13 protein-coding genes are annotated in these 12646 nt (G+C 65.8%); 8 read left to right on the top strand and 5 right to left on the bottom strand.

Annotation, left to right across the window (positions count from 1 at the left end; translation table 11 throughout):
* Positions 1-174: 174 nt before the first annotated feature.
* Entirely contained in the window at positions 175-1509 is a 1335-nt protein-coding gene (locus ABRP17_RS15950; RefSeq protein WP_349986270.1) for an amidohydrolase family protein, read from the top strand.
* Between the two features lie 114 nt (positions 1510-1623).
* Here the strand turns inward: ABRP17_RS15950 and ABRP17_RS15945 are convergent, their stop codons facing one another.
* The 4 genes from ABRP17_RS15945 to ABRP17_RS15930 all read right to left on the bottom strand — a co-directional run bounded on the left by ABRP17_RS15945 (position 1624) and on the right by ABRP17_RS15930 (position 4331).
* The gene (locus tag ABRP17_RS15945; RefSeq protein ID WP_188326893.1) at positions 1624-2319 is read right to left on the bottom strand and encodes a DUF2058 domain-containing protein; all 696 of its coding nucleotides are present in this window, start codon (positions 2317-2319) and stop codon (positions 1624-1626) included.
* Between the two features lie 10 nt (positions 2320-2329).
* Positions 2330-2572 carry a SlyX family protein gene (locus tag ABRP17_RS15940; protein WP_188326892.1) on the bottom strand — a complete coding sequence of 81 codons (243 nt, stop codon included), beginning with the start codon at positions 2570-2572 and terminating at the stop codon, positions 2330-2332.
* Between the two features lie 83 nt (positions 2573-2655).
* Positions 2656-3636 (bottom strand): FKBP-type peptidyl-prolyl cis-trans isomerase, encoded by a 981-nt coding sequence (locus tag ABRP17_RS15935; RefSeq protein ID WP_192080040.1) that lies wholly within the window; start codon positions 3634-3636, stop codon positions 2656-2658.
* 95 nt (positions 3637-3731) lie between these two features.
* On the bottom strand, positions 3732-4331 hold the full coding sequence (locus tag ABRP17_RS15930) for a glutathione peroxidase (RefSeq protein ID WP_188326890.1): 600 nt from the start codon (positions 4329-4331) through the stop codon (positions 3732-3734).
* Between the two features lie 613 nt (positions 4332-4944).
* On the opposite strand from ABRP17_RS15930, the gene ABRP17_RS15925 reads away from it, so the two are divergent.
* The 6 genes from ABRP17_RS15925 to ABRP17_RS15900 all read left to right on the top strand — a co-directional run bounded on the left by ABRP17_RS15925 (position 4945) and on the right by ABRP17_RS15900 (position 9224).
* The gene (locus ABRP17_RS15925; RefSeq protein WP_188326889.1) at positions 4945-5307 is read left to right on the top strand and encodes a GntR family transcriptional regulator; all 363 of its coding nucleotides are present in this window, start codon (positions 4945-4947) and stop codon (positions 5305-5307) included.
* Complete coding sequence (locus ABRP17_RS15920) at positions 5304-6185, top strand: ABC transporter ATP-binding protein (protein ID WP_349986274.1); 882 nt, start codon at positions 5304-5306, stop codon at positions 6183-6185. Before ABRP17_RS15925 ends, ABRP17_RS15920 begins: the two co-directional genes overlap by 4 nt.
* Complete coding sequence (locus ABRP17_RS15915; RefSeq protein ID WP_192094586.1) at positions 6182-7198, top strand: ABC-2 transporter permease; 1017 nt, start codon at positions 6182-6184, stop codon at positions 7196-7198. The genes ABRP17_RS15920 and ABRP17_RS15915 overlap by 4 nt, the downstream gene beginning before the upstream one ends.
* 19 nt (positions 7199-7217) lie before the next feature.
* Entirely contained in the window at positions 7218-8102 is an 885-nt protein-coding gene (locus tag ABRP17_RS15910; RefSeq protein WP_349986276.1) for a GIN domain-containing protein, read from the top strand.
* A gap of 29 nt (positions 8103-8131) precedes the next feature.
* A complete protein-coding gene (locus ABRP17_RS15905; protein WP_349986278.1) occupies positions 8132-8707 on the top strand; it encodes a hypothetical protein in 576 nt (191 codons plus the stop codon).
* Positions 8708-8798: 91 nt separating this feature from the next.
* Positions 8799-9224 (top strand): hypothetical protein, encoded by a 426-nt coding sequence (locus ABRP17_RS15900; protein WP_188326884.1) that lies wholly within the window; start codon positions 8799-8801, stop codon positions 9222-9224.
* An 81-nt stretch (positions 9225-9305) separates the two neighbouring features.
* Here ABRP17_RS15900 and ABRP17_RS15895 read toward each other — a convergent pair whose 3' ends face one another.
* Complete coding sequence (locus tag ABRP17_RS15895; protein WP_188326883.1) at positions 9306-10730, bottom strand: aspartate ammonia-lyase; 1425 nt, start codon at positions 10728-10730, stop codon at positions 9306-9308.
* A 211-nt stretch (positions 10731-10941) separates the two neighbouring features.
* Between ABRP17_RS15895 and purB the strand changes: the two genes are divergently transcribed.
* Positions 10942-12309, top strand: coding sequence for an adenylosuccinate lyase (purB, locus tag ABRP17_RS15890; protein WP_188326882.1), 1368 nt, complete (start codon positions 10942-10944; stop codon positions 12307-12309).
* Positions 12310-12646: the final 337 nt, after the last annotated feature.

The following is a 12646-nucleotide window of genomic DNA, read 5'->3' as shown; positions in this document are numbered from 1 at the left end:
AGCCGTGCTCGGCGGATGCCTTCCGCGTAGAGCCCGCTGCGCTCGCCGACCATGGGTCGGCGCTACTCCTTGATGCGTCGCGCGGTAGCGGGGATGTGTTGCGCGGTAGCGGGCGTTGGTGCCGTCACGGTGTGCGGGTTAGGCTCGGGGTACGTCTTGAAAAAGGAATCGCCGATGCGCCTCAATCGCCTGTGGTCTGTGCTGCTTGCCGCGATCGCCCTGCCCGCTGCCGCCGAGCCGGTGTTGCTGGAGCATGCCCGCGTCTTCGATGGCACGCGCGATCTCGGTGTGACGCCGGTGCTCATTGATGGGACGCGCATCGTGCATGTCGGCGCGCCGCTGCCTGCGGCGGCAACCGGTGCCCGCCGCGTTGATTACAGCGGCAAGACCCTGCTGCCGGGACTGGTCAGCGACCATGCGCATGTCGGCAATACCGAAGGCCTGCAGCACGGCGATCGCTACTACACGCGCGACAACGTGGTGCGTGACCTGCGCCAGTTCCAGCGCTTCGGCATCACCACCGTCCCTGCGCTGGGCATGAACGGCCACGAATTTTCCGCCATCCGCACCGAGGTCAATGCCGATCCGACGCTCGGCGCGCAGTTGTACGGCGCAGGTGGGGGCATTGGCGCGGTGGACGGTGCACCGCCTGCGGCGGCGATGGGCCTGCAGCGTGATGCGGTGGCCCGCCCGCGCAATGCCGAGGAAGCCCGTGCCGCCGTTGCCACCCAACAGGCCGCCGGGGTGGACCTGATCAAGCTGTGGGTGGACAACCTCGGCGGTAAGGTGCCGATGATGCCGCCGGAGATCTATCGCGCCGCCATTGCCGAAGCGCACGCCCGCGACCTGAAGGTCGCCGCGCATATCCACGATCTGGACCAGGCCCGTGACCTGATCGATGCCAAGGTCGACATCATCGCCCATGGCATCCGCGACCGCGCGATCGACCCGATGCTGGTGCGGAAGATGCGCGAGCAAGGCACCGGCTACATCGCCACCGTCAACATCGACGAAGCCAATTACTGGTATGCGGAAAACCCGCAGCAACTGCAGACACCGTTCCTGCGTGCCGCCCTGCCGGCCGAGGTGCTTGCCCGTTGGCAGCAGCCGCAGTGGCAGAGCGAACAGTTGGCAGGCGCGAACATTGCCGGCGCACGCAAGGCGGTGGAGATGAGCCTGGAAAACCTGCGTCGGCTACATGCCGGCGGGGTCAGACTGGGCTTCGGTACGGATTCTGGCGCAATGCCGCAGCGGGTGATCGGCTTTGCCGAGCATCGTGAGCTGAAGCTGCTGACCGAAGCCGGCTTGACCCCGGCGCGTGCGCTGCAGGTCGCCACCGCCGATGCAGCGGATCTGCTGGGGCTTGCCGATCGCGGCAGGATTGCTGCAGGCAAGCGCGCGGATCTGCTGGTGCTCGATGCGGATCCGCTGGCGGATATCGACAAGACGCGGCAGATCCGCGCGGTGTGGCAGGCCGGTCGGGAAGTGAGCGGCCCGATCATCGAGTGATGCAAGAGGTGCGGGAAGATTGTCGCAGTAACGCCGAGCGCTGCTCGGCGGTTGGATTCCTGCGAAAGGCCCGCTGCGCTCGCCGACCAGGGGTCGGCGCTACCGCAACCGCTACTACCAGACCAGGTCGTCAGGCACCTGGTACTGCGGGTCCGCATAGGGATCGTCTTCGGCAGGCGCGTTCGGATCTACCTTCAGCGCGACAGCCTGGGCGAAGATCGCCTCGGTCTGCAGCACCAGTTCGGCGGTGACCAGGATGTAACGCCCCGCCACCTGCACGACGCCCAGTTCACCGGCATTGAGGGCCTTCAACTGATCGGCGGTGACGTAGATGCGCTTGATCTTGCCACCGTACGGGAAGTGTCGTGCGATGTCGGCTTCTTCGGCATTGAGCGACTTGTCCTTCAGCAGCTCTTCCAGCTTCGCCTTCGCCTCGCGGCGCACGCGTGCTTCTTCCTGCTTCAGGCGCTCGCCTTCGATGCGCTCTTCCTTCTCGCGTTGCGCACGGATGGCGTAGGCCTTGGCCAGATCCATTTCTTCCTGCGAACGCGGTTTGCGCGCACCCTGCGGACGGTTGGCGTTCGCACGGTTGCCAGGGTTACCGGCATTGCCCGGGCGAGAGGCCGGCGAGCGGTTTTCGCCCGGCTTGCCGCCGGGACGGGCACCGGCATGTGCCGGCTTGCCGCTGCCCGGTCGCGCATCGCGGCGCGCGTCCGGTTTGCGGTCCGGCTTGCGCTCATTGCTGCGTTCAGGCTTCGGCGCAGGCTTGAAGCCCAGGCCCATCAGCTGGTCGCGGAGGGAATCGGTCATAAGGGGGACGTCAGTAGTGCGGCGGTGGCGGCTCATCCACCGGATCAGAGGAATGCAGCGCATTGCGGACCTTGCCCAGGTCCTCCAGCAGCACGCGCATCAGGCCCGCGTTGCGGGTACCTTCCATGCGCGCGTCAGCCAACGCCTCGCTCAGCTCGGCCAATGCCTGCTCCTGGAAGGAGACACGCATTTCCAGCTCGACCAGACGCGCTTCCAGCGCCTGCTCGCGTTCGCTTGACGGAATATCAGACATGCAGTGAGGATCCCCGGCCAATGCCGAATCAGGCCAGTCCCGCCGATGCTGCACCGGCGGGCTTGGCAGGGCGCCTGCGTGCCTTACGGCTGCACGGACAGAAGTTCAACGTCGAAGGTCAGCGTGGCGTTCGGGCCGATCGGACCGCCCTGGGTGCCGTTTTCGCCATAGGCCAGCTCGCCGGGAATCCAGAAGCGGTACTTCGAGCCCACCGGCATCAGCGACACGCCTTCGGTCCAGCCCTTGATCACCTGGTCCAGGCCGAACTCGACCGGCTGGCCACGCTGGTAGCTGCTGTCGAACACGGTGCCGTCCAGCAGCTTGCCTTCGTAGTTGACCTTGACCTTGCTGGTCGGCATCGGACGTTCGCCGCTGCCCGGACGGATCACCTGATACTGCAGGCCCGATGCGGTGGTGACCACGCCGGGCACGGTCTTGTTCTTGGACAGGAACGCATTGCCTTCCTGACGGTTGGTCTGGCCCAGCTGCGCGGCCTTGGCCTGCATTTCCGCCTGCTTGCCGGCCATGAAGGACTGCAGGATGGCTGCGCCCTCTTCCTGGCTGATCTTCGGCTGGCCACCGGCGAAGGCGGTCTTCACCGAATCAAACAGCGCATCGAGCTCGATGTCACCCTTCAGCTCGGCCAGCGACGGACCGACCATGTAGCTGCCCAGCATCAGGCCGACCTGGCGGTTGTCCACCTTCGGCGCTGCGCTGCCCGGGGCACGGCCCGGTACCTGCTGGCCGCTGGCGATGGCCATCGACTCGCGCAGGGCGGCGTCGGTCTTCTGCGCGTCGGCCTGGGTGATCAGCGGCTGCTTGCCGTCGAAGGTGGCCTGCACGGCTTCGCGCATGGCGGCCAGATCGATGTGGGCCTTGATCGCTTCAAGCGAACGGGCGACGTCGGCGCCGATGGCGTAGCCGAGCTTCTGCTTTGAATTCAAACTGCTGGTCTCCTTGGCAGCTGCCGGGGCGGCAGCCGGTTGCTGCGAGAGCGCCACGCCCGTGGTGCCCATCGCCAGAATCAGAACCGACGCCGCGGCGCCACGCATTCCCATCTTCATGTGTTGCATTCCTGGAAGTGAAAAGACGCCGACGTCGGCGCTAAAACGTTCATTGTCGCACGCACGCTGGATATGTCGAGGCGCGCGCGCTGGTTTCAATGGCCCGCTGGCGCAGCCAGTGCGCGCTCGATGGCAGCGACCAGCTCCGGTGCATCCGGCTTGACCTTGCTCGGGAACTGGGCAATGACCTTGCCGTCCCGGCCAATCAGGTACTTGTGGAAGTTCCAGCCCGGCGCGACGCCGGTGGCGGCGGTCAGGCCCTTGTACAGCGGGGTAGCCTGGTCACCGATCACATGCACCTTCTCGAACATCGGGAACTTGACGCCATAGGTCAGCGTGCAGAAGTCCTGGATATCCTTTTCATCGCCCGGCTCCTGTCCCTTGAAATCATTGGACGGGAAGCCCAGCACGCTCAGGCCGCGCGGGGAGTAGTTCTTCTGCAGCGCCTCAAGGGCCTCGTACTGCGGGGTAAACCCACACTTGCTGGCCGTATTGACCACCAGCAGCACGCGACCGTGGTAACGCTGGGCCAGATTGACCTGCTCCTTGCCCGCCAACTGGCGGTAAGAGACATCCAGCAGGCCGGCGGCGGAGGCCACCAACGGCAGGGCCAGGCTGCCCGCCACGAGGAACGCGCCAAGCACGGAAGAAAGCGCGCGGGGAGTGCGGCGCTGGGAGGTTACGGAACGCAGCATGGCGGATGATCCTGGTGGGAAGTTTCGGGCCGGACGCGGGGCCCGGATTTCGCCGCGAACTATAGCACCGGGGCTTTCGCCGCCTTGCCCGGAGCACCGCGCGGTACGCCAGACAACACCGATGACGGGCGTCGAATCCAGAGCAGCACGCCGCCGACGCACGGCGCCCTGAACGCGCCGTCATCGAGGTGAAGCCTACGCGATGAGAGCGTCCTGTTTATATTCAACAGGTTACGTGGCCAAAGCGGCGGCGTCCGTCCTATTCCATCAGTTGGTCATACAGAAGGCTTGCACTCTGAATCGGTGGTGTTATAGTTGACTACAACACCAGTCACCTGAGACAGGGGCAGCCGATGAATACGTCATACCGACGTCGTACCACCCGCACAGCCGCCACCGCGGCGGGTCTGCTGCTGTTCTCATTGTGGTTTGGTGCAGCGCCGGGGGGCGCCGGCAACGTCGACACCTCCCCCGCCCTTCAAAGCCTGCAGGATGCGGGCGTGCCGGAAGCTGGGAAAGCACCGCCGGCACCCTCCCCCCCGCGGCGGCTGAACAGCTCTTTGTCCATGCCGTATTTTTCTTTCGCACAGTCGCTGAATTCCCGGAGCTGACCATGAGCGATATCCAGTGGAGCGATGGCGCTCCTATCTACCGTCAGCTGAAGGAGCGCGTGATCGCCATGATGCTTGACGGAATAATCAAGCCGGGCGACGCCCTGCCCTCGGTGCGCCAGGTGGCCGCCGATTACCAGTTGAATCCCATCACCGTGTCCCGTGCCTACCAGGAGCTCGCCGATGAGGGCCTGGTCGAGAAGCGCCGCGGTCTGGGCATGTTCATGACCGAAGAAGCGGCCACGCAGCTGCGCAGCAGCGAACGCGACCGTTTCCTCAACGAAGAATGGCCGGCCGTGCTCGAGCGCATCCAGCGCCTGGGCCTGAACGTCAACGATCTGCTGACCCAGGGGAAAATCCAATGAATGCCGTAGCAACCCAGGATGTGGATGTCATTACCGCGCGGGGCCTGCGCAAGGCCTACAAGCGCACGCTGGCCCTGGACAACACCAGTTTCAGCATTGCGTCCGGCCGCATCGTCGGCCTGATCGGACCCAACGGTGCCGGCAAGACCACCGCGCTGAAGGCCCTGCTCGGCCTGACCGCGGTGGAGGGCGAGCTGAGCGTACTGGGCAAGGATCCGCGCACCCACCGCGATGAGCTGATGAATGACATCTGCTTCATCGCCGACGTTGCCGTGCTGCCGCGCTGGCTGAAGGTGCGCGAGGCGATCGACTTTGTCGCCGGCGTGCACCCGCGCTTCGACCGTGCCCGCTGCGAACGCTTTCTGTCCACCACCAAGCTGCAGCCGAAGCAGCGGGTACGCGAACTGTCCAAGGGCATGATCGTGCAGCTGCACCTGGCCCTGGTGATGGCCATCGACGCACGCGTGCTGGTGCTCGACGAGCCCACACTTGGCCTGGACATCCTGTACCGCAAGGAGTTCTACCAGCGCTTGCTGGAAGACTATTTCGACGAACAGAAGACGATCATCGTCACCACCCACCAGGTGGAAGAGATCGAGCACATCCTTACCGACGTGATGTTCATCCGTGATGGCAAGGTCGTGCTCAGTGCCGAGATGGATGAAGTGGGCGAGCGCTACACCGAGGTGCTGGTGAACGCCGACCAGGTCGACAACGCCCGCGCGCTGAAGCCCATCGACGAGCGCGCGCTGCCGTTCGGCAAATCCGTGCTGTTGTTCGACAACGTACCGCGCACGCAGCTGTCCACCCTGGGCGAAATCCGCAGCCCCGGCCTGGCCGATCTGTTCGTTGCCATCATGAAGGGAACCTACGCATGAACGCCGTGAACCATCCCATCAGCAAGGTCTCCACGCTGCGCTGGCTGCTCAAGCGCGAATACTGGGAAAACCGCGGCGGTTTCCTGTATGCCCCTTTCATCGCGGGCATCGCCTCGCTGGTGATGAGCACGGTCGGCATCGTCATCGGCCTGTTCGTCCTGCGCCGCGCCGCCTCGCAGGGCGACCTGCACATCAACAACAGTGACATCCAGGTCAATGGCCTGGACCTGGACCTGCTGACCCGCCAGCTCGATCCGAAGGACCTGGTCGAACTGGGCAACGGCCTGGACGCCACCCTGGCCCTGAGCTCGGCATGGCCCTTCGTGGTGCTTGGCTTCGTGGTGTTCTTCTACTGCCTGGGCGCGCTGTATGACGACCGCCGCGACCGCAGCATCCTGTTCTGGAAGTCGCTGCCACTGTCCGACACCCAGACCGTGCTGTCCAAGCTGATCAGTGCCGTGCTGGTGGCGCCGATCATCGCCGTAGTGGCGTCGATCGTGACCATGCTGTGCTTCCTGGTGGTGATCTCGATCGTCGCCCTGACCCATGGCGGTGATCCGATGGCGCTGATCTGGGGGCCCTCCAGCCCGCTGCTGCTCGCCGCCGGCCACCTCAGCTGGATCCCGGTGTTCATGCTGTGGTCGCTGCCGACCGTGGGCTGGCTGCTGCTGTGCTCGTCGTGGGCCAAGAGCAAGCCCTTCCTGTGGGCAGTGATGCTGCCGCTGTTCGCCGGCATCGTGGTCAGCACGACCAAGGTGATGGGCCTGTTTGACATGACCAGCGGCTGGTTCTGGCAGCACATCGTCGGCCGCCTGCTGCTGGGCACCATCCCGGGCGTGGAACTGGCCTACCGGCCCGAGGCTGCGATGTCGCGTGATTCGATCGTCGAGCTGCTGTCGCCGTCGCATCAGCTGGGTGCACTGGCCCTGCCGGAGATCTGGATCGGCGCCGCCGTCGGCATCGTCTTCATCTTCATCGCCATCCGCCTGCGCCGTCGCGCTGGCGAAATCTAACTCCAAGGAGCCACCCGCCATGCGTACCCTGCTCGCTTTCACCACGCTGATGCTGCTGCCGCTGTCCGCCCTGGCCAACGACGCGCCCTGCAAGTTCACCGAGACCCGGGACCTCACCCTGCAGCTTGACGGTGCGAAGACGGTCGTCTTCGAGGTCAACCAGCACGACCTGCATCTGCTGGCCGGCAAGGGTCCCGCCCAGTTGTCCGGCCGGGCCTGCGCCTCCAATGCCGACTGGCTGCGCGAGTTGACGCTGAGCCAGCAGCGCAGTGGCGACAAGCTGGTGGTGAGCCTGCGCCGCGAGGGCAAGCAGTCGTGGTCGATGGGATCGGACAGCTATGCCTGGCTGGATATCCGCGGCAGCGTGCCGGCCGATGTGATGGTGCAGCTGAAGGTGGGTTCCGGTGATGCACACGTCGATGGCGCCAGGTCGCTGAGCGTGGACGTGGGCTCCGGCGATGCCGATGTCCTGCGCACGCAGGGCGCAGTGCACGCGACGGTGGGCTCGGGCGATCTCATGATCGACGGCGCCGAGAGCGTGAACCTGCTGTCGGTCGGCTCTGGCGACGCCAAGGTGTCGCATGTTCGTCGCGACCTGCGCGTGGGCACCATCGGTTCCGGCGATGCGGACCTGCGTGATATCGGCGGCAACGTGCGCATCGACACCATCGGATCGGGCGACGCGGACGTGCGCGTGGTAGGCGGCAATGCGGACATCGGCGTGGTCGGCTCTGGTGACGTCGAGCTGCGCGACATCACCGGCAACCTGAAGGTCGGCGCACACGGCTCGGGGGATGTACGCGTAAACGGTGTCGGCGGCAACCTGACCGTCGAACGCAGTGGCAGCGGCAGCATCCGCCATGACGGCGTGCGCGGCACTGTCAGCCTGCCGCGTGGCAAGTAACCCCTGATCCTTTGACACGGAATCCCATCATGAACCTGCGTCCCCTGCTCCTGCCTGCCCTGCTCGCCCTGTCCCTCACCGCCTGCGACCGGGCAGGGAACGATGCAGCCAAATCGGTCACCGACTCCACCAGCACCATCGGCCGCACGGTGCAGGAAGCCACCGACACGGCGCGCAAAGAAATGGCGACCACCAACTTCAAGCTGACCGTCGACGGGCTGCCGACGGCGGAGATCACCCCGCAGGGGGGCTTGCTGATCCAGGGCAAGGACGTGGTGACCACCGCCGAACAACGCGCCCAACTGCTGGAGTACCGGCACCAGATCGAACGCATTGCCGAAGCCGGCATGCAGATCGGCGTGTCCGGGGCGAACCTGGGCGTCAAGGCAGCCGGTGAGGCGTTGAAAGGGGTCTTCAGCGGAAAGACCGACGGCATCGAAGAGCGCATCAACGCCGAGGCCGAAAAGATGAAAGAACAGGCAAAAGGCATCTGCGACCAGCTGCCGGCGATGATGGCGTCCCAGCAGGCCCTCGCGGCGACGCTGCCCGAGTTCGCGCCTTACGCGAAGATGGACCACAACGACATCGTCGACTGCGGCAAATGAGCGCACCCGGCCGCCACCGCCCCTGCGGCGGCGGCCGGAGCGCGTTGCCGGTATTACACTAGGGGGCTCCCCTCCCCCTCTCTGGACCGCCATGAAGAAGCTGTTCCTGCTGCTGGCCGCCCTGTCCTGCCTGATGCTCGCTGGCTGTGACCAGGAGTACCGCAACCACCGCGTGGAGCGCAGCAAGCCCAAGATCACCGTCAGCGACACGATGGTCACCGTGCGCCGCGCGCCAGCGCCCAACATCATCATCCTGGCCAACGGCCACATGAAAGTGGACGAGATCGAGATACCGTTGCAGCCCAACCAGCAGCAGATGCTGCAGCAGATGTTCGGCCACCTGCAGGTACTGCGGCAGAACACGCTGGTCGATGCGCCGGCCGACCCGGACAGGAAGCCGGTGAAGATCGTGCCACCCGAAGGGGGCAATCCGATCCCGGCCGACCTGGTGCAGGTGATCCCGGAGTTCAAGGATTACACCGAGACGTTCGGCAACCTGCAGGCCGACCGCCGCTGAGGGCCCGCCGATCACGCAGGATCCGGACAGTCTGGAGCGCCGAGCCACGCTCGGCGACGCAGACCGTCCGGCGCCGGTAAATCAACCGCCGGCGGGGATTCCGCCAGCGGTCAAGGCCTTCGGATCCAGCAGCCGACGCAGCTCGGCTTCCTCCAGGCCGCTGTCTTCCAAGGCGACGTCCAGCACCGGACGCTGCTCCTTGTACGCGCGCTTGGCGATCGCCGCCGCTTTTTCATAGCCGATGATCGGATTCAGCGCGGTGACCAGGATCGGATTGCGGTCCAGCGCCTCACGCACGCGGTCCTCGCGCACGGTCAGTCCGTCGATGGCGCTGTCGGCAAGCAGCCGTGACACATTCGCCAGCAGATTGATGCTGTCCAGCAGGTTCACCGCGATCAGCGGCAGGGTCACGTTCAACTGGAAGTTGCCCGTCTGCCCGGCCACGGTGATCGCCGTGTGGTGGCCGATCACCTGCGCGCAGGCCATTACCGTCGCTTCCGGAATCACCGGGTTGACCTTGCCCGGCATGATCGAGCTGCCAGGCTGCAGCGCGGGCAGCTCGATCTCGCCCAGACCGGCCAACGGACCGGCATTCATCCAGCGCAGGTCGTTGGCGATCTTGATCAGCGCCACCGCGAGGGCGTTGAGCTGGCCGGAGATTTCCACCGCATCATCCTGCGCGGCGAGCCCTTCGAACTTGTTGGCGGCGCTCTCGAACTTCACCCCGGTACTGCTTTTCAGGACCTTGGCCACGCGCTCGCCGAAACGCGGGTCGGCGTTGATGCCGGTACCGATGGCGGTGCCTCCCAACGGCAGGCGGCGCAGACGCTTCAGGCTGTCGTCGAACCGGTCCTGTGCCGAAGACAACTGCGCCGACCACGCCGAGAATTCCTGCTCGAAGGTCAGCGGCATCGCATCCATGAGATGGGTACGGCCCGTCTTGACCACCTTGCGCAGGCTGCGGCCCTTGCGGTCGATGACCTTGCGCAGGTGGGCCAGCGCGGGCAGCAGGTCTTCCTGTGCCGCCAGCGCGGCAGACACCCGCAGCGCCGTGGGAATCACATCGTTAGAGCTCTGGCCCTGGTTGACATGGTCATTGGGGTGCACCGTGATGCGGCCCGCCTTGCCGGCGCGGTTGGCCAGCGTGGCGATGACCTCGTTAGCATTCATGTTCGAGGAGGTACCCGAGCCGGTCTGGTAGACATCGATCGGGAAGTGCGCGTCCCACTCGCCACCCGCCACTTCGGCCGCCGCCAACTGCACGGCCTTGGCGATGTTCTTCGGCAGGTGGCCCAGATCGGCATTGACCTCGGCGGCCGCGCCCTTGACCAGGCCGAGTGCGCGGATGAAGCCCCGCGGCATGCGCTGGCCGGACACCGGGAAGTTGTCCACGGCACGCTGGGTCTGCGCGCCCCACAGGGCGTCCGCGGGCACCTGCAGCTCGCCCATGCTGTCATGTTCGGTCCGGAAACCGGTGCTGGAAATGGTGCTGGAACGCTTGCTCATCGATCAACTCCGCAATCTTTCAGGGGGAAAGGGACACTGCGGCTGGCATCGGGCAGAGTCCCTGGCTGGCGTCTGCTTTCAGGATACCGCGTGGGGATGGCGACGGGCCGTCAACGCACGGGCGGCGGCAACCGGCGGCGGCCTGCGGGGCATGCCGTATGCCCAGCTGGATTAGACTATGCCCCCCGCCGTTTCCCAGCTGCCTGCCGACATGTCCGAATCTGCCCTGCTCGCCCTGTCCCCGCTCGATGGCCGTTATGCCGGCAAGGTCGATGCCCTGCGCCCGATCTTTTCCGAGTACGGCCTGATAAAGGCGCGCATCAAGGTAGAAGTGGAGTGGCTGCTGGCGCTCGCTGCCGAGCCGGCCATCGTGGAGCTGGCACCGTTCTCGGCAGCCGCCACCACCCGCCTGCGCGCGCTGGCCGATGGCTTCAGCCCCGCGCAGGCCGCACGCGTGAAGGACATCGAGCGCACCACCAACCATGACGTCAAGGCGGTGGAATACTTCATCAAGGAACAGCTGAAGGACGATGCCGAGCTGGCCCCGGCGCTGGAGTTCGTGCACTTCGCCTGCACCAGCGAAGACATCAACAACCTCAGCTACGGCCTGATGCTGGAGCAGGCCCGCCGCGAGGTGCTGCTGCCGACCCTCGATGGCATCGCGGCATCGCTGCGCAGCCTCGCCCATGCACAGGCCGCGCAGCCGATGCTGTCGCGCACCCACGGCCAGACCGCCTCGCCGACCACCCTGGGCAAAGAGCTGGCCAACGTGGTTGCCCGCCTGGAACGCCAGCGTCGTCAGATCGCCGCGGTCGAGCTGACCGGCAAGATCAACGGCGCAGTGGGCAACTACAACGCGCACGTGGTCAGCTACCCGGACGTGGACTGGCCGCTGTTCGCCCAGCGTTTCGTCGAAGGCCTGGGCCTGGTGTTCAACCCGTACACCACGCAGATCGAGCCGCATGACAACGTGGCCGAGATCGGTGATGCCGCACGTCGCGCCAACACCATCCTGATCGACCTCTCCCGCGACGTGTGGGGCTACATCTCGCTGGGCTACTTCAAGCAGCGCCTGAAGGAAGGCGAGGTCGGCTCGTCCACCATGCCGCACAAGGTCAACCCGATCGACTTCGAGAACGCCGAGGGCAACTTCGGCATCGCCAACGCGTTGTTCGAGCATTTCAGCGCCAAGCTGCCGATCAGCCGCTGGCAGCGTGACCTGACCGACTCCACCGTGCTGCGGGCACTGGGCACGGCGTTCGGCCACACCCAGGTGGCGCTGGATTCGTTGGCCAAGGGCATCGGCAAGCTGGAAGTGAACCCGCAGCGTCTTGATGCGGACCTGGACGGTGCGTGGGAAGTGCTGGCCGAGGCCGTGCAGACGGTGATGCGTCGCCATGGCCTGCCCAATCCGTACGAGCAGCTGAAGGCGCTGACCCGCGGCCAGGGCATCACGGCCGAGTCGATGCGCGCGTTCGTGGAATCGCTGGAACTGCCGGAAGACGCCAAGCAGCGCCTGCGCGAACTGACCCCAGGCGGCTACGCCGGCCTGGCGGCCGACCTCGCCCGCGCGATCTGAGTGTGTGCCGGGCTGCGCCCGGCACGTGCTTTCCAAGCAACGTCAAAGTCCAGAGCGACGGCTGCAGGGCTGTGATTGGGCGGGGCGCGGTAGGTTCGCGGGGGACGGCAAGAACCGCTCCTGCGTGCCTCGTTTCGCGCCATCCATGGCGGGGTCCACGTCATCGCATTCGCGCTGCCGCTCCCACGCTTTGCTGCGCAAACCGCGGGCCCCGTCTCACCAGCACCCACACCCCGCCGCTTCGCGGCCGCCCCTGACTCAGGGGCTCCCTCCACCGGACGGGATATCGTCATCGGTAGCGCCAATCCATGGTCGGCGAACGGTTCCCGCCAACGGC

This window comes from Stenotrophomonas sp. WHRI 8082, assembly GCF_040223995.2.
GTDB lineage: Bacteria > Pseudomonadota > Gammaproteobacteria > Xanthomonadales > Xanthomonadaceae > Stenotrophomonas.
The sequence above is the reverse complement of the archived record's forward strand: the minus strand, read 5'-3'. Positions and strand labels throughout refer to the sequence as shown.

What these genes read in the sequence shown, in the direction of transcription:
- ABRP17_RS15900 (WP_188326884.1), top strand. Translation starts at nt 8,799, where the DNA reads ATGAAGAAGCTGTTCCTGCTGCTGGCCGCCCTGTCCTGCCTGATGCTC.
- ABRP17_RS15910 (WP_349986276.1), top strand. Translation starts at nt 7,218, where the DNA reads ATGCGTACCCTGCTCGCTTTCACCACGCTGATGCTGCTGCCGCTGTCC.
- ABRP17_RS15915 (WP_192094586.1), top strand. Translation starts at nt 6,182, where the DNA reads ATGAACGCCGTGAACCATCCCATCAGCAAGGTCTCCACGCTGCGCTGG.
- ABRP17_RS15925 (WP_188326889.1), top strand. Translation starts at nt 4,945, where the DNA reads ATGAGCGATATCCAGTGGAGCGATGGCGCTCCTATCTACCGTCAGCTG.
- ABRP17_RS15930 (WP_188326890.1), bottom strand. Translation starts at nt 4,331, where the DNA reads ATGCTGCGTTCCGTAACCTCCCAGCGCCGCACTCCCCGCGCGCTTTCT.
- ABRP17_RS15935 (WP_192080040.1), bottom strand. Translation starts at nt 3,636, where the DNA reads ATGAAGATGGGAATGCGTGGCGCCGCGGCGTCGGTTCTGATTCTGGCG.
- ABRP17_RS15940 (WP_188326892.1), bottom strand. Translation starts at nt 2,572, where the DNA reads ATGTCTGATATTCCGTCAAGCGAACGCGAGCAGGCGCTGGAAGCGCGT.
- ABRP17_RS15920 (WP_349986274.1), top strand. Translation starts at nt 5,304, where the DNA reads ATGAATGCCGTAGCAACCCAGGATGTGGATGTCATTACCGCGCGGGGC.
- ABRP17_RS15945 (WP_188326893.1), bottom strand. Translation starts at nt 2,319, where the DNA reads ATGACCGATTCCCTCCGCGACCAGCTGATGGGCCTGGGCTTCAAGCCT.
- ABRP17_RS15905 (WP_349986278.1), top strand. Translation starts at nt 8,132, where the DNA reads ATGAACCTGCGTCCCCTGCTCCTGCCTGCCCTGCTCGCCCTGTCCCTC.
- ABRP17_RS15895 (WP_188326883.1), bottom strand. Translation starts at nt 10,730, where the DNA reads ATGAGCAAGCGTTCCAGCACCATTTCCAGCACCGGTTTCCGGACCGAA.
- ABRP17_RS15950 (WP_349986270.1), top strand. Translation starts at nt 175, where the DNA reads ATGCGCCTCAATCGCCTGTGGTCTGTGCTGCTTGCCGCGATCGCCCTG.
- purB (WP_188326882.1), top strand. Translation starts at nt 10,942, where the DNA reads ATGTCCGAATCTGCCCTGCTCGCCCTGTCCCCGCTCGATGGCCGTTAT.